Raw genomic sequence first — 23317 nt, forward strand, 5'->3', positions numbered from 1 at the left:
TTTCATCATAAACAGAAATATATATATTTATATATTTTAATAACCTGTAGATTATGTCAGGAGGATATCATGGAACTCTTACATTTGAATTATTTTCGTCACGTCGCGGAGGAATTGAACGTGACGCGTGCTGCCGAACGATTATTCATCAGTCAGCCTGCCCTCAGTGCGACGATCAAAAAACTGGAGCGTGAATTGAACACGACGTTGTTTCATCGAAAAGGCAGAACGATCAGCTTGACCGATAATGGACGACTTCTACTGCAGTCAGTCGAAAAAATTGAACACGAGCTGACACGGGTCCAGGAACGCATGGCGCGAAATGATGCCTCTACCGAAACGCCACTCAGCCTTGCCAGTTCGCATGGTCGCTTCATCCAATTGATTCTACGAGAATTTCTCCTGCCGCAGACGGCACCCTTGTTCAATTCGGACATCCTCTCGAATCGCGACATTTTAAGCGGCTTGCTCCATCAAGAATTCCATTTCTCGATCAGCTTCATGGAACTCAAGCATCCGCTCATTACGAGCGAACCGATCGTGGAAGAGGATATCGTCATCACCTATCCTGCTTCTTATTCAGAGAAAGAAGCGATTACGACGCTCTATACGGATGCAACGGAGACTGCCTTTTTGTTTCCCTCCCACAATAAGGACTACAACCGCTTCATCCAATTGAAGATGGCGGAACTAAACATCTATGCCGATACCTCGCACTATATTGATGACGTCTCACTGCAACTCGCCTTACGCCAGCAACGGTATTTCAGCTTCGTTCCCGTCTCCGTCTGTCGCGAGATGGGACTTCCCTTCATCACAGACGATGTGTTTACCATTACGTCACGACTCTACATGTCGCACGCGACGAATCAATTAACAGTCGAGCAAGCAACCATCTACGAACGCATTAAACGATTTCTGCTCTCACAACGCACATATCTAACCACATGAAAACGGATGCCTGCATATGCAGACATCCGTGTGACATATTACTTCGTGATGAAGTAGCGTGACTGATCGAGATGATCTTTCGCTGTATAGATGTTGAGTTTGTACGAGCCGTTCGTCAATGCCTTACGCATCTTCAAGACATAGTTCCCGTGCTGATCCGCCACGTCTTGAGCGATCAATTGATAACCAGATTCTGTTTTTTGGTAGAGTCGGACAATTTGTCGTTTTTCGACTTTACCTGTCAACGTCTTTTTGCCTGACCATTTTTTGACCGGATACGTGTTCTTGATCGTGAACGACGCCTTTTTCGTGATCTTATTCGAGATGTCTGTCGACTTGACCGTGTACGTACCTGTCGTTAGACCGTTCTTGACCGCAATCTTGAAGCCGCTTGCCGTCGTTTTCGCTTTCGCGATCTTCGTTGATCCTTTATAGAGCGTCACGTCAAGACCTTCAGTTGCTTTGCCGCGGAGGACCGTTGAACCGTAGACTGCTGACTTTTTATCGATCGCTGGTGTCGCAACGACGCCTGTTCCGACTGTGACGTTCGTTTCTGTCTTCATGAAGCTAAGTTCAGAGACGATCGTCAACTTGTCACGCAATTTGAGCGGACGTGTTCCGACTTCGTATTGACCCGCTTCGTTTGCTGTTGCTGTTCCAAGAACTTTTTCGCCAAGTTTGACTGTGACTTTCGCACCTGGAACGGCTTGACCAGTAACGACTTTTGCACCCGGTTTAACTGCTTTTGCCGAGACCGTGAAGTCTTTCATCGGAACGTTCATATTGAATTTAAGGAACGTACCTGTCTCACCTGGACGTGTTTCACCTGTGTTCGTGATGCCTTCATACCGCTTGACGTACGGTGCAGCTGCAGCCGCTGAATCAAAGCTGACCGTCGTCGGTTTGCTTGCGACGAGTGACCAGTTGTCATCGGCTTTATAATCAACCGGTTGTTTCGCTTTGATGAAGTCCGAGATGACATTACGTGTTTCGTAGGCTGATTTGTAGACGATATTCTTTCCGCCACCAAGACCTGGGAACGTCGCACTGCCTGCGCGGTAGTTGTTCGTCGCAACAAGGAATTCTTGATCGTCTGCGATCGCTTTGCCTTGATACTTGATATTTTGGACGCGATTTGCGTCTTTATTGACAACGACACCGTTAAAGTCGAACTTCGCTGGTTTCGTGATATCGATTTCATACGTCAATCCATCGAGGATATCGAAGTTGTAGCTACGGAAATCTTTGTTCAACAAGTTCGTTTGCTCACCGCCGACTTGGTTGAACTGACCGGCTGACATTTCGAGCCAGTCTTTGACGTCAGCACCTGTTACTTTGACGACTTCGAGTGTATTCGGATAAACATAGAGATCGGCGACGTTCTTGAGTGCGATTGGTCCTTTTTTGATCAATGTATAATCGGATGCGTTGACTTGGTTACGACCACCTGTCTTGAATGGTGCACCTGCTGACAACAACGGGAGATCTTTATATTTCGCGAGATCGGCATTTTCTTTGAGTTGTTTCTCGACATACCATTTCTGAGCGTTCGTTACGAACTGAACTGAATCATCGTCTTGCGCGAGAGCGAAGAAACTTTGGATGTCGTCATTAATCGTTCCGACTTCTTGACGAATGTACGCGAGTGTTCCTTCATGTGCTTTTTCAATCAACTTGACGGCACCGGCATCTGCTGTCGTGTCTTTCGTCACGTCCGCTAGTTTCGCACCTGACGTATCAACGACCCATTTCCCGTCGACTTGCTTCAACTCAAGATCGATGACACCGACGTTCTTTCCTTGTGTGTTCGCCATGACGACTGGTTTACCATTGATTAGACCTTTTTCTTTATCAACATTCGGCAATTTATTGAACGCTGAATCGACTGCCGGGAACTTTCCGTGCTGATGACCTGTCATCAAGACATCGATGTCTGCAACTTTTGTCAATGCGTAGCCGACATTCTCATCGCCGTCTTTTTGATCCGTCGTATCCCCGATACCTGTGTGTGCGAGTGCAACGACGACGTCTGCGCCAGCATCTTTTAATTTTTTCGCTGTTGCTTTAGCAGTCGGGATGATATCTTCAGCCGTGACTTTCCCCGTCAGGTTCCCCGCATCCCATGCCATGATTTGTGGCGTGACGACTCCGAACACACCCACCTTGACTGTTTTCATGTCACCGTTCTGGTCCTTGACTTGACGTTCGATGATTTGATAGTCTTTTCCATCTTTGTTGTAGTCCGCGACGATCGGCTTTTTCGTGACGGCATCCAATACGTTCGAGTTGACGAACTTGATTGAACCGCTCGAAGCACTCATCGCTGACTTGAGGAAATCAAGACCGAAGTTGAATTCATGGTTTCCGAGCGTGACCGCATCATAACCGAGGTATTCCATCAATTCGTACATCGGATGTTTGCCTTTGTTTCCTTTGTCGTACTGGTTCTTGACGTAATCGCCAAACGGCGTTCCTTGAAGTGTATCTCCGTTATCGAATAAGAAACTGTTCGTAACGCCCACTTCAGTTTGTTGCTGTTTAATGACCGTAGCCGCTTTGACGAGACCAATCGTTTCGTCCTGCGCATCCTTGAAGTAATCGTAGTTCATTGAGTTCGTATGTAAATCCGTTGTTTCTAGGAAGCGTAACTTGACGACACTGTTGTCGGCAGCAAGTGTCTTGACTTGAACGACTGGTACGAGCATCGGTGCGATCAATGTCGACGCGATGACGAGTTTCGTTGCTTTTTTCATATGGATTTTCCCCCCAGGATGTTTTGACTGCTTCATTAATTTAGCATGGTTCGATTATAGCTAATAGTCCTTTCAAATAGGTCGGACATCCGTCTTATTTAACTTACTTAACTAATTCCAAATACTGGCTTAACATTGTTGATTTTACCTTTACAAACCAAGTTTACATGGTAAAAAAAGGAGATGATGCAAATGAGATGAACCACGCAAAAAAACGATACATTTCAGGACATGAACCTGAAAACGTATCGTTTATGCTTGATGTAGAACGTAACTGTTCCTTCTCGACTCCTACAGGCAAAGAAAGCATGTTTTTCGCTTTCGTCAGGGTCAGGTGAGACCCGGTCGTAGTTTAGGATACGTGACTTACCTCTCGCCTGTGGAAAGCGAGCATGACAGCAACGTTCTTTAAACCGCTTTGTCTGGCTTCCGTCGGACGACATAACCAAGAATTCCACCAAGTAACGCAAGCCCTGCGGCGTATAGTACTGTCCAGCCTGCCGTCTGTTGAGCGAACTCGAATAAGACGTCACTGCGCCATTTCATTGCGAACTGAACGTACGAAGCTTGACTGACGATGAAGCTGATGACACCGATCGCGATCGCAAAGACGAACGGATCGATGATCGATTTGAAGCTTCGGATACTACAGACGAAGTAGATCGCAAACGTTACAAGCAACAACACCCAATACGCACTCTCACTGGAGACATTCGGTGGCGTCGCTCCTGCCGATTCCGCATCAATCACTTGAATCGTCTGCCGCGCGACGCCGTAATCAACAGGATTGAGCTTCAATTGTGTTGCTGACAAATCAGGACGTTCTCCACCGAGTAACGTCAACAATTGTTCTGTCACCCGGTCCGTGTCGATCCCATCGACGACTTTTTGGATCGAGTCATTGAGCTGATCCGTTGAGGTCTCCCCGTTCAACATCGAGACGGGGATTTCCGCATTCGCTCCAAGGACGTCTGCTTGATACACGACTTGACCGCCGTGGATCCAGTCGTACATCCCGCCACTTCCGGCGTTCAGACTCGCGACGGTGAGTGCCGTCCGTAGTGAAGAATCGCCGTCATATTCCGCTTCGTCCTGTACCGTAAAGACGAGTTGAAGCGTACTTGCGAGCATCAAAATCAGTAAGCTGGCACGTCCAGCAGCTGTCAGACCGGATAACTTTTGCGGGAAGAACGCCATCCAACCAAGCAAACTGACGACGAGAAGCGGTAAGATGCCACTCATCGCATAGCCGTCTTGTAACGAGAGGAATGGCACGTCGTTTCCGCGTCCGGCAAGGACGAACCAGATGATCCCGACGGTTAAGAAGAAACTAACCAATCGAATCGTCCACCCAAGACGACTTGCCTTAATCCGTAATACTAAAAATAACAGGACAATCAAACCGATGCCAAAAACGGAATAGAGTAACGTGCCGTAAGAGACATCAAACGTAAGTGGTGCAAGAACTTGCTTTAAGTCAATCCCAAACAACGATAAGACGTCGCCGGCAGAACTCGCATCGAGCACCTGATTGATGATCCCTTCCCGGACCGCGCTCGGCATCGTGATCGATAGCCCACCGACGAACAGAAGTATCAATGACACCGTGATGTCTGCATCTTTCCAGGAGACGTCCGCCTGTTGCATCTGCGTCACAAGATCCTGATAGTCTGAGGATGAGGTGATTTGTGAAGTCAAAAATGCCATCACACCATAGATGACACCGAAAAAGATGAGACCGATGAGGACGCCAAACAGGACATCCCAGACGGAAAACCGTCGTTGTTTCCTTTCTTGCCTTGACTCCATCCCATTTCCTCCTTTTAATGTCTGATGTTTGAATATTCCTGCTACAGCGAAACCAAAAACATCAATTTCATTCAACAGCCATTATATCCCACCTTTTCTCTGACTGTCTCCACTGATTTCCAAAATAAAAACCGACTTCTCACAGTGAGAAGCCGGTTGAACGATCAGGTGCCATGGTATTTTTTTCTCTATTAGATGCCTTCGTATGCTTGTTCCATGATCGTCCGTAACTCAGCGACAAGCGGCATCTTCGGATTCGCCGTCGTACATTGATCCTCGAAGGCATCGACTGCCATCTTATCGAGTTTTGCCTCGAAGTCTGCTTTTTGAATGCCTTGCGCCTTGAATGACATCTTGATGTTGAGACGTTGTCCAAGATCAGCAACGGCTTGGATGAGGGATTCGACCCCTTGCTCCGTCGTTGCTGCCGGAAGACCGAGGTAGCGTGCGATGTCGGCATACCGTTCATCCGCAACGAATGATTCGTATTTCGGGAATGCTGCTAGTTTCGTTGGACGTGATGCGTTATAGCGAATGACGTGTGGCATCAGGATCGCGTTCGTCCGTCCGTGTGGCGTATGGAACTCGCCACCGATTTTGTGCGCGATCGAGTGGTTGATGCCGAGGAAGGCGTTCGCGAATGCCATCCCTGCCATCGTTGACGCATTGTGCACTTTTTCGCGTGCTTCAGCGTCTGATCCGTTAGCATATGCTCGTGGCAAGTAGTCGAAGATCATCTTGATTGCTTTGAGTGCCAGTCCATCCGTGTAGTCGTTCGCAAGCACCGAGACGTATGCTTCTGTCGCATGCGTCAAGACATCCATTCCGGTATCAGCAGTGATTGAAGCTGGGACGGTCATGACGAATTCTGGATCAACGATTGCGACGTCTGGTGTCAATGCATAGTCAGCAATCGGGTATTTGACGTTTTTCTCTTTATCCGTGATGACGGTAAACGGTGTTACTTCTGAACCCGTACCAGAAGTCGTCGGAATCGCGACGAACTTCGCTTGACGACCGAGTGTCGGGAATTGATACGCCCGTTTGCGGATATCGAGGAATTTTTGACGTAAGTTTGAGAACGTTTCGTTCGGTTGTTCATAGAAGAGCCACATTCCTTTTGCAGCATCCATCGCTGAACCACCACCGAGGGCGATAATCAAGTCAGGCTTGAAATCACGCATCGCTTGAGCACCTGTCTGAACAGTCGTCACCGATGGATCTGGTTCGACTTGGTCGAAGATCCGGTAACTGACGGACTGTGGTAAGTTTTGAATTACTTTATCGGCATACCCGAACTGTACCATCGTTGGATCCGTCACGATCATGACACGTGAGACGTCAGTCATCGACCGCAAGTACTGAACGGAGTTCTTTTCGAAGTAGATTTTTTCAGGGACCTTGAACCATTGCATGTTCACGCGTCGTCTCGCCACCTTTTTGACGTTGAGTAAGTGCTTCGCTGTCACGTTTTCAGAAACAGAGTTTTTCCCGTATGATCCACAACCGAGTGTCAGTGATGGTGTCAACTCGTTGTACAGATCACCGATTCCGCCATGAGCAGATGGGCTGTTGACGAGGATCCGGCAGGCTTTCATGCGGAGTCCGAACGCTGTCATCAAGTCATCGTTCGTCGTATGAATGACGGCTGTATGACCGAGACCACCGATTTCAAGCATCTGTTCGGCAATCGTAAACGCTTCTTCGGTTGAAGCGACGCGGTACGCACCGAGGACGGGACTGAGTTTTTCATGAGACAGTGGTTCTGCTGCTCCGACGTGCTCGAGTTCCGCGACGAGCATGACCGTTGTTTCCGGAACATCGATTCCGGCTTTTTCTGCGATCCATGTCGCAGGTTTCCCGACGATGTCCGCGTTGACGGCACACGTATCGGTTTTGATGACGAGTGATTCGAGGCGTTGTTTTTCTTCCGGTGTACAGAAGTAACAACCGAGTGCTTCCATTTCCGCACGAACCGTCGCATAAATCTCTTGGTCGACGATGACGGCTTGCTCAGACGCACAAATCATCCCGTTATCAAACGTTTTTGAAAGAACAAGATCGCTGACTGCCCGTTTGACTTTCGCAGACTGTTCGATGTAACACGGAACGTTCCCTGGTCCAACACCAAGTGCCGGTTTACCTGTTGAATACGCCGATTTGACCATTCCTGCTCCACCTGTCGCAAGGACCATGGCGATTTTTTCATGGTTCATCAAGACTTTCGTTGCTTCAAGTGATGGTTCTTCGACCCATTGAATACAGTCTTTCGGTGCCCCTGCTTTGATGGCTGCGTCGCGGAGTGTTTTCGCTGCTTCAACGGAACAACGTTGTGCCGATGGGTGGAACGCGAAGACGATCGGGTTGCGCGTCTTGATCGCAATCAATGCTTTGAACATCGTCGTTGATGTCGGGTTCGTGACCGGTGTGACACCACAGACGACACCGACCGGTTCAGCGATATATGTGATGCCGTTTTGGACATCTTCTTCTAAAATCCCGACCGTTTTTTCATGACGTAGACTGTTGTAGATGTATTCTGTCGCAAACATGTTTTTAATCATCTTATCTTCAAAGACACCGCGTCCCGTCTCTTCTGACGCGAGACGAGCGAGTTCGACGTGCCGTTCAAGTCCGGCAAGTGCCATATCCCGGACGATCGTGTCGATTTTTTCTTGATCGAATGTCAGTAATTCTTGTAATGCGCGTTGCCCTTTTTCAACGATTTGTCCAACTGCTTGTTCGACCGGCGTTGCCGTCGATTTTGTTTTTTCTTTCACAGCCATGAGTGGTTTCCTCCCTGTCGTGGAACGAATCTGAGTTTGATTTGCTAACCATTATGTCAGGAATGCCAAGCTGTTTTTCAATAGTTTGTGCTTTCCTTCACAAATCAATCATAACCCCTTTTTCCTGTTTTGTGCATGACCATCCTGTGAATTCCATCACACCTTTGATAGCGTTTACAACTGTTGTGAATTCCTCTTTTTCATCGTTTTGCTTCATGTACATAGATGTGTGCGATTTGTCACACCTCGCATTTTCGTGACTTGATAGCCGTTTCATCATCTTGTATTCTGATATGGGGTACATATTAAGAGCTACCACTAAAGGAGGACACTTGAATGTCAGTTGTACAGGAAATGCTAGCCTTCAACGAGCGATTCGTCGCCGAAAAACAGTATGAACAGTTCGTCTCGGATAAGTTCCCAGACAAAAAGGTCGTCATCCTGACGTGTATGGATGCCCGCTTGACGGAGCTCCTCCCACACGCACTTGGTCTTAAGAACGGGGATGCGAAGATCATCAAAAATGCCGGTGCTATCCTATCGCACCCATTCGGTTCCGTCATGCGCTCGATTCTCGTCGCGTTGTATGCTCTTGGTGCTGAAGAAGTCGTCGTCATCGGTCACCACGACTGCGGCATGAGCACGATTGATCCTAACCACATGATCAACGAGATGAAGGATCGGGGCATCGACCAACAGATTCTTCACACGCTCGAAGTATCTGGCGTTGATTTGAATCAATGGTTGCGTGGTTTCACGTCAGTTCAAGAAAGCGTCGCTCACTCGGTCAGCCTCGTGAAGAACCACCCATTACTACCACCTGGGACGAACGTTCACGGACTCGTCATCGATCCAGGGACTGGTAAGCTCGACGTCGTCGATTGCTGATCACTCTCTATAGAAGAAACGCAAATAGATTCGGATATTCTACTCCGTCTTAATTTAAAAATAACGTGCCATATTTTCTCGTAACGGAGAAGGATGGCACGTTTTTTGTATGAGTCATTTTCAGTGATCAAAACGCTTCTCACTTCATGCTTCGGGGTATAACAGAATGTAACTTCTTGTGGAGAGCTAAAAAGCGTATCATTCATCTTTTGATTACGAGGTCAGACTTTTACTCTTGACAGCATTCCAACATGGCTGTAAGATACTTTAGTATAGTACAGTGATAACAAAAGAAAGTGTGGTTTTACTGAATGATAAACGCCGTATTGTTTGCCGTCTTTTTACTATTTATTTTAGCGATCTTCCGCGTCCACATCGTGCTCGCGATGGTCATCAGTGCGTTTGCCGGTGGTCTTGTCGGTGGTCTTGACCTGACTGCGACGACAAAAGCATTCTCCGGTGGTCTTGGTGACGGAGCAGAAATCGCCCTTAGCTACGCGATGCTCGGTGCATTTGCCGTCGCCCTCTCGAAAACAGGTTTACCGGATGCACTTGCTCACTCTTTGATTGCGCGTTCGCGTGGTAACGCAAGTGCCGCTTCCGTCAAAAAATTAAAAGGATTCATCTTGTTCGCGATTCTCTTGCTTGCGATCAGTTCACAAAACGTGTTGCCGATCCACATCGCATTCATTCCAATCATCATTCCGCCGTTGCTCGGTCTCTTTTCTCAGCTTAAGATCGATCGACGCCGGATAGCGATCATCATGACGTTCGGTCTTGTGACACCGTACATGTTCTTACCGGTTGGATTCGGAGACATTTACCTCAATCAGATTTTGCTGAAGAACCTGAAGGCAAATGGTCTCGATACTGCTGGAGCTTCCGTCATCGAAGCAATGGCGATTCCAGCACTCGGAATGGTCGTTGGTCTCTTGATCGGTTTGTACACCTACCGGAAAGAGCGGACGTATGAGATTCGCGACATCGCACCGGACGATTATGAAATTCCGGTCATCACGAAAACGAAGCTTGTCTTAAGTGGAGTCGTCGTCATCGCGACCTTGATCGTACAACTACAGACCGGATCAATGATTCTCGCTGCGACGACGGGGTTGATTCTCTTCTTGCTGCTTCGTCTCGTTCGCTTCAGTGAAGCCGATGACGTCATTACACGCGGTATGCGCATGATGTCATTCATCGGTTTCGTCATGATTTCAGCGAACGGTTTCTCAAACGTCTTGCGTAAGACGGGCGATATCGAGCCACTCGTCGAGAATTCGAAAGCGTTGATGGGCGATTCACAACTCGTTGCCGCCTTCGTCATGCTCTTGATTGGTCTTCTCGTCACGATGGGGATCGGCTCGAGTTTCTCGACCGTTCCGATCATCGCTGCCATCTTCGTTCCACTTTGTATCCAGTACGGATTCAGCTTAGAAGCGACGATTGCCATCATCGGAACATCCGGTGCTCTCGGTGACGCGGGTAGCCCGGCGTCTGACTCGACACTCGGACCAACGAGTGGTTTGAATGCTGATGGTCAGCACGATCACATGCGAGAAACGGTCATTCCGACGTTCCTGCACTACAACATTCCATTACTCATCTTCGGTACGATCGCTGCGGTCGTATTGTAAAAACAAGGCGGATTCGCTGTCATCGCGAATCCGTCTTTTGAATTGTCTCCGTTTTTTTCCTTTTCATTTCGTCCTCGGTTCTCTAAAATAAAGGAATGAACTGATACAAAGGAGTTGTCTAACGTGTTATCTCAAGTCGTCAACCAGATTTTGCTTTCGCTTGCCGATCTCGGATATTTCGGCATCGCCCTCGGGTTGATGATTGAAATCATACCGAGTGAAATCGTCCTCTCTTACGGTGGATTCATGATTTCCCAAGGAACGATCGGCTGGCCGCTCGCCATCGTCGCTGCCGTCATCGGTGGATTATTCTCGCAATTATTCTTATATTGGTTCGCTCGCTACGGCGGTCGTCCCCTTATTCTGAAATATGGAAAGTATGTTTTGATCTCAGAGCATCACTTGGATTTAGCCGAGCGTTGGTTCTTAAAGTACGGACAAGGCGTCATCTTTGGCGCCCGTTTCATCCCGGTCGTCCGTCATGCCATCTCGATTCCGGCAGGTCTTGCTAAGATGGATCAATCGAAGTTTTCTCTTTATACGGTGCTTGCGATCATTCCATGGTCGATCTTATTCCTCTATCTTGGTGAAACGCTCGGAACGAACTGGCGCTCGATCAAGGAAGTCGCTGCACCGTATACGAACGGTGTCTTAATCGCTGCTGTCGTCTTGATCATCTTCTACGTCATCTACAAACGCCGTCAACGAACGGTTTGAACGACTAGCAGTCTGTCTGACGACGGACTGTTTTTTTAAACAAACAGGAGGTCCTGCCATGCTCACATCCCCGCTTGCCCATTTTCCACTCCGTCGTTTGACTGCATCCTACCGGTCGGGTCGTTCTGTCGCGACTGGGATCACCGTCGACGGACATATTTTGATCGTCGAAGAAACCCTCGACGAAGCACGCAATGAACACGTCCTTTCCATTCATCAATTGAAGGATGATTGGCGTAAGACGACGATCGTTAAAAAAAGCGAAATTGATTTTTCGCTCGTCGATCGATTTCCGGATGGACGTTTGTTACTCGTCGCTTCCCGTTGCGATGATGACGTAGACGGAACGTGGTTGCCGAATGCCTTTATTTATGATGTTCAGGGAAATCTAGTCAATCAATTTTGTTTAGATGATGGGATTCAAAACATGCAAATCGATGAACGAGGGTGGATTTGGGTCAGTTATTTTGACGAAGGTGTCTATGCTGACGCCGTAACCAGTTCAAATGGTGCCTTTGGTCTCGTCGCTTTTGACGATACGGGCGAAGTAAAATATAAAAACCGTCAATACCCGATTGATGATTGTTACGCCTTAAACGTCTGTTCATCAAAAGAAGTCTGGTTCTTCTACTACTCTGATTACCGTTTCATTCGTATCGATCAAGAGGAAGATCTCGTCTGTGAGGCACCTACGATCGCCTTTTCTCAGTTCGCTCGGTACGACGATTTTCTGCTTGCCGCAAATTCTGATGAAGCACATTTACTCGAACGGAAAGGTACGCTCTTTGAAAGTGTTCGTTCGATTCGATTCATGACAGAACAGGGAAATACCCTGTCAGGTGACCTTACAATGCGTAATGACTTGATCGTACTAGCGACCTCGGAACACCTATATTTCGGGAGACTCGGTCAGCGACTTGTCTCTCTCTTAGCAGGCAAATGAAAGCCATTACACAGTTGTTTCATAATCTTTTTACTTTTGAAAACCTCTAACCCAAATTTTCAAAAAGACTAGCGAGTTCTATCTGAGGATAGTATACTCAGCGTTATAGTTATTCGGACAAATTGTCTGAACATTATGACGTCACAGAATTTTTTTGGGGGAAATGATGAGTTCGAATTTGAAACGAGATTTAACAGCACGACAGGTACAAATGATTGCACTCGGAGGAACGATCGGGGTCGGTCTTTTCCTTGGAGCATCTAGTACGATTGCTTGGACGGGACCATCTGTCTTACTCGCGTACATGCTAGCAGGAGTCTTTATCTTTTTTATCATGCGGGCACTTGGTGAGATGGTCTACACCCATCCTCACAGTGGTTCGTACGCAAAGTTCGCAAACGACTATATCCATCCAGCAGCTGGCTTCTTGACAGCAAGCAGTAATATCTTCAACTGGGTCGTCGTCGGGATGAGTGAAGTCATCGCTGTCGGAACCTATTTACGCTTCTGGTGGCCGGAGCTACCGACTTGGATTCCAGGCGTCGTCGTCATCATTCTCTTGACGCTTGCGAACCTTGCTTCCGTCAAGATGTTCGGTGAACTCGAGTTTTGGTTCGCCTCAATCAAGGTAATAACGATTCTTCTAATGATCGTCGCTGGACTTGGAATCATCTTCTTTGGTTTAGGGAATGACGGAAACCCGGTCGGCTTCTCGAATCTTTGGGCGAACGGTGGATTCTTCACGAATGGTTTCACCGGCTTCTTCTTTGCGCTCTCGATCGTTTTCGCCTCTTACATCGGTGTTGAGTTGATCGGCGTGACAGCTGGAGAAACGAAAGATCCAGAAAAGAACATCACGAAGGCGATCAATGGTGTCGTCTGGCGAATCTTGATTTTCTACGTCGGATCCATCTTCATCATCGTCACGGTGTATCCATGGAATGAGTTGTCGGATCTCGGCAGTCCGTTCGTTGCGACATTCGCCAAGGTCGGTGTCACGATTGCTGCCGGGATCATCAACTTCGTCGTCATCACGGCCGCTTTATCCGGTTGTAACTCCGGGATCTTCAGCGCAAGCCGGATGATCTATGCATTGGCTGAAAAAGGACAAGTGCCGTCCTTCTTCTTGAAAGTCAATAAACGCGGCATTCCATTCTACACGGTCTTCGCGATTTCAATCGGGATTTTCTTCGGTGTCATTCTCGATATCACCTTGCCACTCATTCTCGGGAAGGATACGAACATCTTCGTGTATGTCTACAGTGCTTCGGTACTACCAGGGATGGTACCGTGGTTCGCGATTTTAATCAGTCATATCCGGTATCGTAAACTCGAAAGTGAACGGACAGCCTCACATCCGTTCAAGATGCCCGGTGCGCCGGTGACGAACTATCTGTCGATCGTCGCGCTGGTGACAGTGCTAGTCGGGATGTTGTTCAACGATGAGACACGCGTCTCGATCTTAATCGGAGTCGCTTTCTTGATCTTAAGTACGGTCTATTACATCGTAAAAGTACCGAAAGTCGAAAAATAAACGTCTGTCTCTCCTCTCATGACCGCATGAGAGGAGTTTTTTGATGGAGATTATTTTCTATATTGACATTGAATAATATTCATGATAGATATTTTTTCGCGAACGCTTAAACCCTTAAGACGTCGTAACATTCTTGATTTCAATGCGTAAAGCCGTATTTCATCTACTATTTTTCTAATAAATAGATAAATTTTCAGAATAAATAGTCTTTTTATCCGAAGTGTATTTTTATGTTTTGAGTTCGTTTGAGCGGGAATATTCTCACCATACACATAATATTTCATGTGTAGAACAATCACGTTAAAACATTTTAACGACAGAAAGGAGAGATGTAACATGAACGGATTCAATCGTTTCCTACTCGTCCTGATCGGCATTCTCGGTTTAGTCAGCGTCGGTCTTCTTGTACTTGGCGTCTATGATGTTCCACGACTCAGTCATTTGATTGAACAGTGGCAAGATCAACAATGGTATAGCTACACGATTTTATCACTTGGTGGCTTCCTAGCATTCGTATTTGTCATTCTATTATTCACTGGACTACTCAGTCGTTCAAAAGGACAACGTCTCCTGATTCAAACGGGTGACGGGAATATCACGATCTCTAAGCAAACGATCGAACGAACGGCACTCGAGTCGATTCGCGGTATCAACGGCGTACGTTCGCCACGCGTCAACGCAGACATTCACTCGAAAAAAGAAACCATCGCGCTTGAAGTCGACTGTTCCGTCTTCGGTCAAGAAGGCTTGCCGACAATCGGAAAAGACATTCAAGAACGCGCCAAGAACGCGGTCGAATCGTTGCTCGAACTACCTGTCACAAAAACACGCGTCCGGATCAGTGACACGAAGACAAAAACGTCTGAACGCGTCGTCTAAGATACGAGAGGAGGAAGATCATGAAAACGAGCGAAGCACTTCGTCCGTATCGCTACCGTCTACTCGGCGGACTAGTCGGACTGATCCTCGCCACCTTGTTCTTGACGATCGGTTTTGGACCGACGTTGTTGATCATCGTATTCGCAACAATCGGTTACTTGATCGGTCAGTGGCGGGATAACGCGCTCGATGTCGAAGGATGGATTCAGTTCTTTCAACGGGATTGAGCATACAGAAAATAAAAAATCATTCAACTTACACTAAAAGGAGAGATTTCTCATGGCTAACGAAATCAACACTAAACAAAACGAAAACGAAGTAGTACACGAAAATAAACTCACATTCGAAGATCAAGTCATTAAGAAAATCGCCGGTATCGCATCAAATGATGTCAAAGGCATCCTCTCAATGAGTGGTGGCTTCATGAGTGGATTGACAGATCGTTTCCGGAGCACGGAAGATATCACAAAAGGCATCGACGCGGAAGTCGGCGAACGACAAGTCGCACTCGACTTAAAAGTCATCGTCGAGTACGGCAAAAACATCCCGTCCATCTTCCAAGACGCTGTAACGAAAATCAAAAAATCAGTCCATGATATGACAGGACTCGATGTCATCGAAATCAACATGCATGTCGAAGATGTCATGACACGTTCTGAGTTCGACGCAAAAAGTAAATCGTCGAAAGAAGAGGAAGAAAAACGCGATTTGAAATAAGACAGTCAACTAGATAGCCGCATAAAATGGACCCGCTTAAAAACGGGTCCATTTTTTTACTTTTTCAATGCCCCGCGTGCGTTCAACGCAGCAAAGATCACCATCGCAATACTGAGAACAGCAGCGACGATCAAACCTTGCCAGTAGACCGACCAATCAATTTCCGGACGAGTCAGTACACTACGCATCCCTTCCATGATATAGGTCGTCGGATTGATTGTCGCGGCAATCTTGAGCCATTCGGCTTCAATCAAGTCTTTCGGCACGAATGTCGTCGACAGGAAAATCAACGGGAAGAACAAAAGTGTTCCGGCTTGCGCGGCTTGGGCGTTCCGTGTCTTCAAAGCGACACCGACCGAGTAACCGGCAAAGGCGAGACCGAAGCCAAGCGCGAGTAAGATCGTCAAGAAAAAGCCACTGACACCGACTGGAATCGATAGACCAAGCAAGAATGCCATTCCGAAGATGAGTAATGTTTGAACGAATAATTGCAGCATCCCGGCAAGCATCGGTCCGAGGACGATTGCGGTCCGGGAGACCGGTGTCAATAAGAGTCGAGCGAAATAACCACTCTCGATGTCCTTGACGAGTGCTTGCCCCGCTCCCCCTGCTCCGCCGACAGCACCCGAGACGATCGAAACAGGCAAAATGAAGTTCAAATAATCGACGCCGTCGAACTGCGGTAAATTCGAGATTCCGGACAAACCACTCGTGTAGACGAGCAGGAAGAAGACACTGATGATCAAGTTCGGAATGAAGGAAAACGGATTACGTAACGTGACGAGGAGACTCCGACGCATCAAAAACCACGTTTCACGTATCATGTCACGATTCCTCCTTATAAGCTTGTCCCGTCAAACGAATGAAGACATCATCAAGCGACGGTTGTTTGACGACCAGTGACGTAGCGACCATTTTTCGTTCATCAAGAAAACGGACGACCGCGCGCAATGTCTCCGTTCCCCGCGAAGGAATGACGAGGCGATCTTTTTCCTGACGACCGGCAAACGTCTCTAAGACGATCCGTTCGTTCTCTTTTTCAGCTAGCGTCAATTCGATCCGCTCTTCTCCATTTGCTGCTTTCAGCTCAGCTGCCGTTCCTTCCGCAATCAATTGTCCCTCATTGATGATCGCGATTCGGTCGGCTAGCTGATCGGCTTCTTCCAAGTACTGTGTCGTCAAAAAGATCGTTGTTCCGAACTCTTCGTTTAATCGTCGGACCTCGTTCCAGATTTGTACACGGCTCGCGGGGTCGAGTCCTGTCGTTGGTTCGTCAAGGAACAAAACAGTCGGTTGATGGACGAGCGTCAATGCCAGATCAAGCCGTCGTTTCATCCCGCCGGAGTAAGTACCCGATCTGCGCTGACCGTCTTGATCGAGTCCGACGAGCTGCAACAATTCCTCTGCCCGTGTTTTTGCTTCCGTCTGACTTAATCCAAATAATTTCCCTTGTAGGACGAGTAATTCAAGCCCAGTCAAATCCTCATCGATGCCGGTATCTTGTAAGGCGACCCCAATCTGCAATCGGACCTGTTTTTCCTGTTTGACGACATCAAATTCCTGAATCGTCGCTCGACCACCGGAAATTGGAATCAACGTCGTCAGCATCTGGACGGTCGTCGACTTTCCAGCCCCGTTCGGTCCTAGAAAAGCAAAGATCTCTCCTGCCTCTACATCGAACGAGATGCCTTTGACGACATCTTTCCCGTCATACGTCTTCGTCAAATTCTCGACATGAATCATCTTCATTCCTTCTTTCCCTGAATTCAAAGTCATGTCCAAGATTTTCCCGTTTTTTCTGTTCTCGAATCAAAAAAACTTTTATACAGATGGCGTAACGTACAATCATTCCACACGAACTATTCAGCGATTTTTGCATATAAAAACGCGCTCTCAAAAGAGAACGCGAGATTAAAACATATACCTATTTCATACCTGAAATATTGTATCCTTCGATGATGTACTTTTGGAAAATCATGAAGATGATGATAATCGGGATGACCATGAAAGTAGCTCCAGCCATTTGCAATCCGTAATTCCCACCATGTTGCCCCTGCAGTAACGCTAAGCCAACAGATAGAGTGTACAATGATTCGTCATTCGCGATGATGAGTGGCCATAAGAAACTATTCCATGCTCCAATGAATGTTAAAATTCCCTGTACCGCCAGAATGGGTTTTGACATCGGAAGAACGATTGAGAAGAAAATACGCCATTCACTTGCTCCATCTAGTCGAGATGCCTCTAGCAGCTCATCTGGAATCGTCGTCATGAATTGGCGAAATAGGAACACGCCGAACGCACCAACTAATCCAGGTAAAACGATTCCTGTCATCGTATTCGTTAACCCCATTTGATTAAGCATTAAATAGACTGGAATCATTGTTACTTGACCTGGGATCATCATTGTAGCGAGTACTCCAATGAATAGTAACTTACTCCCTTTAAAACGAAATTTGGCAAATCCATAACCAGCCATCGCCGTTAAGAGTAGACCGAAAAACGATGCTAATACAATCAAAAGTGTATTTTTCAAATAGGTCAAAAAGTTTAGGTTCACGAATAAATTAACGTAATGCTCAAAAGTTAGCTCTTTTGGCCAAATCGTTAGCGGAAGTGCTAAAATTTCTGCATCCGTTTTTACTGAAGAAAGAACCATCCAAAAAAACGGTAAGAGAAAACAAAGACCTAGTAACGTCAATACCGTTGCAAGACCCCATTGAAAAGTAGCCTTCTGTCTTCTTTTCTCCGGACGTGCGATTGGTGAAAATCGAGCTTCCTTGCCTGTTACAATCACAGGTTTTTCTTTCGGAATCATCGAATCGTCCCCCCTTCCTTAGTATGGATTATCATTTTTTTGAACACGGAACTGGATCAATGTGACGGTAATGATTAAAACGAATAGGACAACGGATCCAGCAGCAGCATATCCGAAGTTACTCAGTTGGAAACCGTTTTGATAAATGAACAGCGCCAATGACGTCGTTGAATTCAACGGTCCACCTTCCGTCATAATGAACGGTTCCTCAAAAAATTGAATCCATCCAATCAATGTCGTCACCGTAACGAAGAAAATGGCATATCGTAAGAGAGGAATCGTGATCTTAAACATTTGTTGAAACGTACTGGCTCCGTCGAGTGCAGCTGCTTCATAATACGTTCTTGGAATCCCCTGTAATGCCGCAAGGAAGATAATCATGTTGATTCCGACAGCCCGCCATAAGGCTAATAGGATCAATGATAATTTTGCAACAAGTGGATCTTGCAACCATGGAACATCCGGTAGATGAATTGCATTCAGGATAAAATTAAAGAGCCCGTATTGGGGATTGAATAAGAATCCCCAAACGACGGCAACAGCAACAACGTTCGTAATCGACGGCATATAAAAGACGACACGAAACCATTCAAATACTTTTCCACGACCAAAGTTAATCGCAATGGCAATGGAGAGCGAAAGTGTAATGACAAGTGGTACACCCAAAATGACATAAAAAACCGTGTTCGTTAATGCCTTTAAGAAAACCTCATCTTTAAAAATTTCAAGATAGTTTGAAGTACCGATCCATTCGATGTTTGCATAGTTCGCGATTCCCGCTAAATCCATGTTCGTAAAACTCATCACTACGGCGACGAAAAGCGGCGTAATCGAAAACAGAAACAGTAAAATGATGGTAGGTGCAATGAACAGATAAGGCGCCTGATGGTTGAGCAACCGTCTCATTCAGAGGACTCCTTCCTTTAAGCTTCCGCTTCGATTATTTTAAGATGGTTTCTGCTTTCTTTTGGAACACTTCCACTTCTTTGTCGACCGCTGCATCGCCACGGTACATTTTCTCGAAACTCTGTAAGTAGGTTTGTGATACTTTCTCCCACGATGAGATGAGAGGCATTGGTTGAGCAGCTTTCATTTGTTCACCAAACGTCTTAAGTTTCTCGTCATTTTGAAGTGTATCGTTTTTCCATGCTTCTTTTGTTGAAGGGAGCGACTTCGTCATCTCCATCCATGCTGTTTGTGTTTCTGGTTCACTCATATACGCGATGAATTTCGCTGCTTGATCTTTTTTAGAACTACTTTCAAAGATACTCAGGTTCGCTCCACCTAGGAATGAAATATTATTTTCTTTTTTTGGAAGAACTGCAGTCCCCCATTGTGATTCAATACCCGGCATCTGTTCATTAATCAGATTGATCATCCATGGTCCACTAATGAACATTGGAACATTCGGATCCTTTGCACCAAATGCTTGTACGATATCCATTCCTAAATCAATCGGAGCATACTTTTGTTTGAAATAACTCGTTAAATATTCAGCACTTTCAATGAATTCCGGCTGATTAAATAACGGTTTGTTATCTTGAGTCAATAAGTCCGATCCATTTTGGCGTGCAAACATGAAGTTCAACATTTGATCGTTCGTATCCAAAGTAATCCCGTACATATTTTCGCCTGGACGTTTCGCAAGCTTAGCTGAAGCATCCTCGAGTTCTTCCCATGTCTCTGGCGCTTTTTTATACCCGACATCAGATAACGCATCTTTGCGATAGTAGAGAACTCGAGTATCGGTATACCAAGGCGCACCATAAACGCCATCTTTTAATTCGACTGTTTCATAAGATCCCTCATAAAAATTATCTTTTGCAAGAGATGGGTATTTCTCCACATATTTTTTCATGTCTGAAAGAGCACCAGCTTCAACGAATTCTGGCATCCAAGATGTACCCATTTGAACGACATCTGGTCCGTTCTTCGAAGCGACTGCCGTTAACAATTTATCATGTGCCGTATCCCATGGTATCGCCTGAACCTTCACTTTGACACCTTTGTTTGCTTTTTCATATTCTTTTACGAGCTTCGGTAATGCCTTTCCTTCTTCACCCATTGCCCATACCGTTAATGTCTTGTCATCTTCTCCAGATCCTGATGAACAAGCTGCTAATGTTGATACCGACAATGCGCCGACCGCAAGTGCTAGTCCGAGTTTTTTCATGGTTCCATTCCTCCATCTCGTATTAATCGAAACGTTTCGATTGTTTTCTAAAAAAATAATGTTTATACAAAGGTTTTTCCTTAAAGCAACAGGTTAAACGTTTCTATAAACATTATAAGCATACATGTATGCGCTTACAACCTATTTTTTTTTATTTCTTTTGGAGGACCGATCCTGCGACGATGAACTTTGAGTCAATCTTCGCATTCGTTCGCTCTTGTTTATCAATCAATTGAAGTAAGGCGCGAGCAGCGGACTTTCCCCAATCTAACTTCGAATAACTGACGCTTGCGATTTTCGGTTGTGTATAATTCGTAACCTCAAGCTTATCAAATCCCGTCAGTGATATATCGAGACCAATCCGAAATGATGTATTTTGTAAGACATCGTATACGCCAAGAGCCATATCATCATTCAAACAAACGATGGCATCCCCATCTTTCAACTCTTCAAGGATTTCACTTGCAGCACGGATACCAGAACGTTTCGTAAATCCACCTTCCCATATACGAACCGCAACACCTGCTAAGTCTGCCTGTTCTAGGACAACAGCACGACGTTCGAAAGCATCATGGTTTTCTTCCGGTCCATCGACGAGATGAATACAGTGTGGTTTTGTAGCGATTATCGTTCGCATCGCTTGTTGCATACCCATCTCATTATCAAGTAGCACACAACTAATATTCGGATGATCCATGTTTCGATCAAGAATCGTCAGCGGATGTCCCCGATCAGCAAATCCAAGAATTTGTTCTTGGGTGAAACGATGACCTAAAATTATCCCGCCATCGACGATCCGTTCTGTCATGAGGCGATGGGATTCCGGTCCATTACAGACGATCAGCTCATATCCCGTTTCTGACAACTCATGATTAATTCCTTTTAATAATTCGCCGTAAAACGATCCTGAATAATCTCCTAGAAAGGCACCGATGATATGCGTCTTGCGAGTCTTCAGCGTTCTAGCAGCAGCATTTGGAATGTAATTCAACTCTTCCGCGATTTTCATTATACGTTGACGTGTTTTTTCCGTCACTTTCGTACTCCCATTCAACGCATAGGAAACGGTCGAAATCGAGACGCCTGCTGCCTTTGCAATATCCTTAATTCCTGTCATTTCACTTCACTTCCTTCTTCAAAAAGTATAGCATAGGACCGCCGCGTAAGGACCGAGTTCCTCTTCACAGTAGTCCCCTACACCTATTAATGTCTTACCCATCTTTATTCGATGTCGAATTGAGTGATTCGACAAATTAACTAAAATACGAAGGGACTGTTCGCCATGAATTCGATCAAATGCGATCATCGTCGATGGCGTCTCCTGCCACCTCATTTCTCCATCCAATAAGGCAGGCTCTGTCTTGCGTATCGAAAGTAAACGTCGATACACCTGAAGGAGACTATCATCATCCAGTTGTTGATCGTGGACGTTACGATCAGCATCGGTCATTGCCTGTAACCAAGCTGATCCTGTCGAGAATCCCCCCTCTTTCGTCCACATCATCGGAAGACGTGCATGATCACGACCCTTCAGCTGAACGGACTGTATCGCTCCACCTTGCTGTAAATAATGGAGGGTTTCGATATCCTGGTAATCAGATTGCTGAATGATTCCGTTCGTCATCCCGATCTCGTCTCCTTGATAAATGAAAGGGGTTCCTCGTAATGTCAACTGGAGCAATGCCAGCATTTTTGCTGCTCTTATATCATCGTCGTACCATCTAGAGAGAACGCGAGGCTGATCATGATTGTTCCAAAATAAGCTATTCCAGCCGTCTTCTTTCATCTCATCTTGCCATTTTTTAATCGTCATTTTTAGTTCTGCTGGATCAAACGATTGGAGGTGCCATTTACTTTTACCCGCCACCTCGTCAAGAGCGCACGTCTCAAAGTTAAACACCACATCAAGTAATCTCTCTTCTTGAAGTTGACGAATTTCGGATGGAGATAGACCTCCTGCTTCGCCGACTAAAAGAAGATTTGAACGATCAACGGGTGCCAACATCTCTCGTAATCCCTCCTGTACACGTTCGAAATTTAGCCAGCGGTGCGGATGAATTTGTTTTCCGATTAAATCGATGACATCAAAACGGAATCCACGAACTCCTTTTTCAATCCAAAACGATAGAATACGTGCAAATTCTTTTGCCACTATCGGCTGATTCCAATTAAGATCCGGTTGTTCCTTCGCAAAAGAGTGGAAATAGTATTGCTGACGTATACTCGAGTACGTCCAAGCAGAACCCCCAAAAAAAGATTCCACTTCTGTCGGTTCGTCACGCCAAATATACATGTCTCCGTATGGACCGTCTGGATCATGTTCAGATGCGATGAACCATTTATGGCAGGATGAGGTATGATTCGCGACTATATCCATCATGATCGTGATATCATGCCGACTCGCTTCGTCAATCAGGGCTTCCATCTCGTCCATAGAACCGTAGAGGGGATCAATTGAAGTATAATCCGCTACGTCATACCCGTGATCATAACCAGGCGACGTGTACACTGGGCATAACCAAATCATGTCCACCCCTAACCTCTGCAGATAATCCAATCGTTTCCGAATACCGTTCAGATCTCCGACTCCGTCTCCATTCGTATCTTGAAAACTTTTCGGATATAGATGATAGACTACTTGATGCCGATGACTTTTTATCATGTCATTCACTCCATTTCTCATATGCTAAAGGACAGGACGACTTCCGCGAAGTC

19 protein-coding genes are annotated in these 23317 nt (G+C 46.2%); 9 read left to right on the plus strand and 10 right to left on the minus strand.

Annotated features, from left to right (window positions below; genetic code table 11):
- The first annotated feature begins 69 nt into the window (after nt 1–69).
- Nucleotides 70–951: a LysR family transcriptional regulator gene (locus KNQ18_RS08490; RefSeq protein WP_215084508.1), complete on the plus strand. Its 882-nt coding sequence runs from the start codon at nt 70–72 to the stop codon at nt 949–951.
- A gap of 38 nt (nt 952–989) precedes the next feature.
- Here KNQ18_RS08490 and KNQ18_RS08495 read toward each other — a convergent pair whose 3' ends face one another.
- From KNQ18_RS08495 to adhE, 3 genes are all read right to left on the minus strand, one after another.
- Nucleotides 990–3704 carry a bifunctional 2',3'-cyclic-nucleotide 2'-phosphodiesterase/3'-nucleotidase gene (locus KNQ18_RS08495; protein WP_215084510.1) on the minus strand — a complete coding sequence of 905 codons (2715 nt, stop codon included), beginning with the start codon at nt 3702–3704 and terminating at the stop codon, nt 990–992.
- A gap of 408 nt (nt 3705–4112) precedes the next feature.
- Nucleotides 4113–5513, minus strand: a complete 1401-nt coding sequence (locus KNQ18_RS08500) for a hypothetical protein (protein WP_214769450.1) — start codon at nt 5511–5513, stop codon at nt 4113–4115.
- 191 nt (nt 5514–5704) lie between these two features.
- On the minus strand, nt 5705–8299 hold the full coding sequence (adhE, locus tag KNQ18_RS08505; protein ID WP_214724691.1) for a bifunctional acetaldehyde-CoA/alcohol dehydrogenase: 2595 nt from the start codon (nt 8297–8299) through the stop codon (nt 5705–5707).
- 336 nt (nt 8300–8635) lie between these two features.
- Here adhE and KNQ18_RS08510 point away from each other — a divergent pair, with 336 nt between their 5' ends.
- From KNQ18_RS08510 to KNQ18_RS08545, 8 genes are all read left to right on the plus strand, one after another.
- Nucleotides 8636–9187 (plus strand): beta-class carbonic anhydrase, encoded by a 552-nt coding sequence (locus KNQ18_RS08510; RefSeq protein ID WP_035397969.1) that lies wholly within the window; start codon nt 8636–8638, stop codon nt 9185–9187.
- 314 nt (nt 9188–9501) lie between these two features.
- The gene (locus KNQ18_RS08515) at nt 9502–10821 is read left to right on the plus strand and encodes a Na+/H+ antiporter family protein (RefSeq protein ID WP_214724763.1); all 1320 of its coding nucleotides are present in this window, start codon (nt 9502–9504) and stop codon (nt 10819–10821) included.
- 123 nt (nt 10822–10944) lie between these two features.
- Nucleotides 10945–11538, plus strand: coding sequence for an undecaprenyl phosphate transporter UptA (gene uptA / locus KNQ18_RS08520; RefSeq protein WP_214724688.1), 594 nt, complete (start codon nt 10945–10947; stop codon nt 11536–11538).
- 58 nt (nt 11539–11596) lie between these two features.
- A complete protein-coding gene (locus KNQ18_RS08525) occupies nt 11597–12481 on the plus strand; it encodes a hypothetical protein (RefSeq protein ID WP_214724687.1) in 885 nt (294 codons plus the stop codon).
- Between the two features lie 163 nt (nt 12482–12644).
- Entirely contained in the window at nt 12645–14015 is a 1371-nt protein-coding gene (locus tag KNQ18_RS08530) for an amino acid permease (protein ID WP_214769446.1), read from the plus strand.
- Nucleotides 14016–14351: 336 nt separating this feature from the next.
- Entirely contained in the window at nt 14352–14894 is a 543-nt protein-coding gene (gene amaP, locus KNQ18_RS08535; protein WP_215084520.1) for an alkaline shock response membrane anchor protein AmaP, read from the plus strand.
- A gap of 20 nt (nt 14895–14914) precedes the next feature.
- Complete coding sequence (locus KNQ18_RS08540; RefSeq protein WP_023467890.1) at nt 14915–15121, plus strand: DUF2273 domain-containing protein; 207 nt, start codon at nt 14915–14917, stop codon at nt 15119–15121.
- Nucleotides 15122–15173: 52 nt separating this feature from the next.
- The gene (locus KNQ18_RS08545; protein WP_214724684.1) at nt 15174–15611 is read left to right on the plus strand and encodes an Asp23/Gls24 family envelope stress response protein; all 438 of its coding nucleotides are present in this window, start codon (nt 15174–15176) and stop codon (nt 15609–15611) included.
- A gap of 56 nt (nt 15612–15667) precedes the next feature.
- On the opposite strand, the gene KNQ18_RS08550 is transcribed toward KNQ18_RS08545, so the two are convergent.
- The 7 genes from KNQ18_RS08550 to KNQ18_RS08580 form a co-directional block, all read right to left on the minus strand.
- A complete protein-coding gene (locus KNQ18_RS08550; RefSeq protein ID WP_023467885.1) occupies nt 15668–16435 on the minus strand; it encodes an ABC transporter permease in 768 nt (255 codons plus the stop codon).
- A gap of 1 nt (nt 16436) precedes the next feature.
- A complete protein-coding gene (locus KNQ18_RS08555) occupies nt 16437–17360 on the minus strand; it encodes an ATP-binding cassette domain-containing protein (protein ID WP_241492581.1) in 924 nt (307 codons plus the stop codon).
- Nucleotides 17361–17535: 175 nt separating this feature from the next.
- On the minus strand, nt 17536–18429 hold the full coding sequence (locus KNQ18_RS08560; RefSeq protein ID WP_149427120.1) for a carbohydrate ABC transporter permease: 894 nt from the start codon (nt 18427–18429) through the stop codon (nt 17536–17538).
- Between the two features lie 18 nt (nt 18430–18447).
- Entirely contained in the window at nt 18448–19335 is an 888-nt protein-coding gene (locus KNQ18_RS08565) for a carbohydrate ABC transporter permease (RefSeq protein ID WP_149427119.1), read from the minus strand.
- Nucleotides 19336–19369: 34 nt separating this feature from the next.
- Entirely contained in the window at nt 19370–20602 is a 1233-nt protein-coding gene (locus KNQ18_RS08570; protein WP_214769421.1) for a sugar ABC transporter substrate-binding protein, read from the minus strand.
- A gap of 151 nt (nt 20603–20753) precedes the next feature.
- The gene (locus tag KNQ18_RS08575) at nt 20754–21719 is read right to left on the minus strand and encodes a LacI family DNA-binding transcriptional regulator (RefSeq protein WP_214769419.1); all 966 of its coding nucleotides are present in this window, start codon (nt 21717–21719) and stop codon (nt 20754–20756) included.
- Between the two features lie 18 nt (nt 21720–21737).
- On the minus strand, nt 21738–23264 hold the full coding sequence (locus tag KNQ18_RS08580; protein ID WP_215084522.1) for a glycoside hydrolase family 13 protein: 1527 nt from the start codon (nt 23262–23264) through the stop codon (nt 21738–21740).
- Nucleotides 23265–23317: the final 53 nt, after the last annotated feature.

Origin of the sequence: Exiguobacterium sp. s78 (assembly GCF_018618985.1) — a bacterium.
Classification (GTDB): domain Bacteria; phylum Bacillota; class Bacilli; order Exiguobacteriales; family Exiguobacteriaceae; genus Exiguobacterium_A; species Exiguobacterium_A abrahamii.

Excerpts from the sequence above, each read along its gene's own strand:
- KNQ18_RS08570 (WP_214769421.1), bottom strand. The coding sequence starts at position 20,602 with ATGAAAAAACTCGGACTAGCACTTGCGGTCGGCGCATTGTCGGTATCA.
- KNQ18_RS08560 (WP_149427120.1), bottom strand. The coding sequence starts at position 18,429 with ATGATTCCGAAAGAAAAACCTGTGATTGTAACAGGCAAGGAAGCTCGA.
- KNQ18_RS08555 (WP_241492581.1), bottom strand. The coding sequence starts at position 17,360 with ATGAAGATGATTCATGTCGAGAATTTGACGAAGACGTATGACGGGAAA.
- KNQ18_RS08490 (WP_215084508.1), top strand. The coding sequence starts at position 70 with ATGGAACTCTTACATTTGAATTATTTTCGTCACGTCGCGGAGGAATTG.
- KNQ18_RS08580 (WP_215084522.1), bottom strand. The coding sequence starts at position 23,264 with ATGATAAAAAGTCATCGGCATCAAGTAGTCTATCATCTATATCCGAAA.
- KNQ18_RS08530 (WP_214769446.1), top strand. The coding sequence starts at position 12,645 with ATGATGAGTTCGAATTTGAAACGAGATTTAACAGCACGACAGGTACAA.
- amaP (WP_215084520.1), top strand. The coding sequence starts at position 14,352 with ATGAACGGATTCAATCGTTTCCTACTCGTCCTGATCGGCATTCTCGGT.
- KNQ18_RS08540 (WP_023467890.1), top strand. The coding sequence starts at position 14,915 with ATGAAAACGAGCGAAGCACTTCGTCCGTATCGCTACCGTCTACTCGGC.
- KNQ18_RS08500 (WP_214769450.1), bottom strand. The coding sequence starts at position 5,513 with ATGGAGTCAAGGCAAGAAAGGAAACAACGACGGTTTTCCGTCTGGGAT.
- KNQ18_RS08565 (WP_149427119.1), bottom strand. The coding sequence starts at position 19,335 with ATGAGACGGTTGCTCAACCATCAGGCGCCTTATCTGTTCATTGCACCT.
- adhE (WP_214724691.1), bottom strand. The coding sequence starts at position 8,299 with ATGGCTGTGAAAGAAAAAACAAAATCGACGGCAACGCCGGTCGAACAA.
- KNQ18_RS08575 (WP_214769419.1), bottom strand. The coding sequence starts at position 21,719 with ATGACAGGAATTAAGGATATTGCAAAGGCAGCAGGCGTCTCGATTTCG.
- KNQ18_RS08495 (WP_215084510.1), bottom strand. The coding sequence starts at position 3,704 with ATGAAAAAAGCAACGAAACTCGTCATCGCGTCGACATTGATCGCACCG.
- KNQ18_RS08550 (WP_023467885.1), bottom strand. The coding sequence starts at position 16,435 with ATGATACGTGAAACGTGGTTTTTGATGCGTCGGAGTCTCCTCGTCACG.
- KNQ18_RS08545 (WP_214724684.1), top strand. The coding sequence starts at position 15,174 with ATGGCTAACGAAATCAACACTAAACAAAACGAAAACGAAGTAGTACAC.
- KNQ18_RS08525 (WP_214724687.1), top strand. The coding sequence starts at position 11,597 with ATGCTCACATCCCCGCTTGCCCATTTTCCACTCCGTCGTTTGACTGCA.
- KNQ18_RS08510 (WP_035397969.1), top strand. The coding sequence starts at position 8,636 with ATGTCAGTTGTACAGGAAATGCTAGCCTTCAACGAGCGATTCGTCGCC.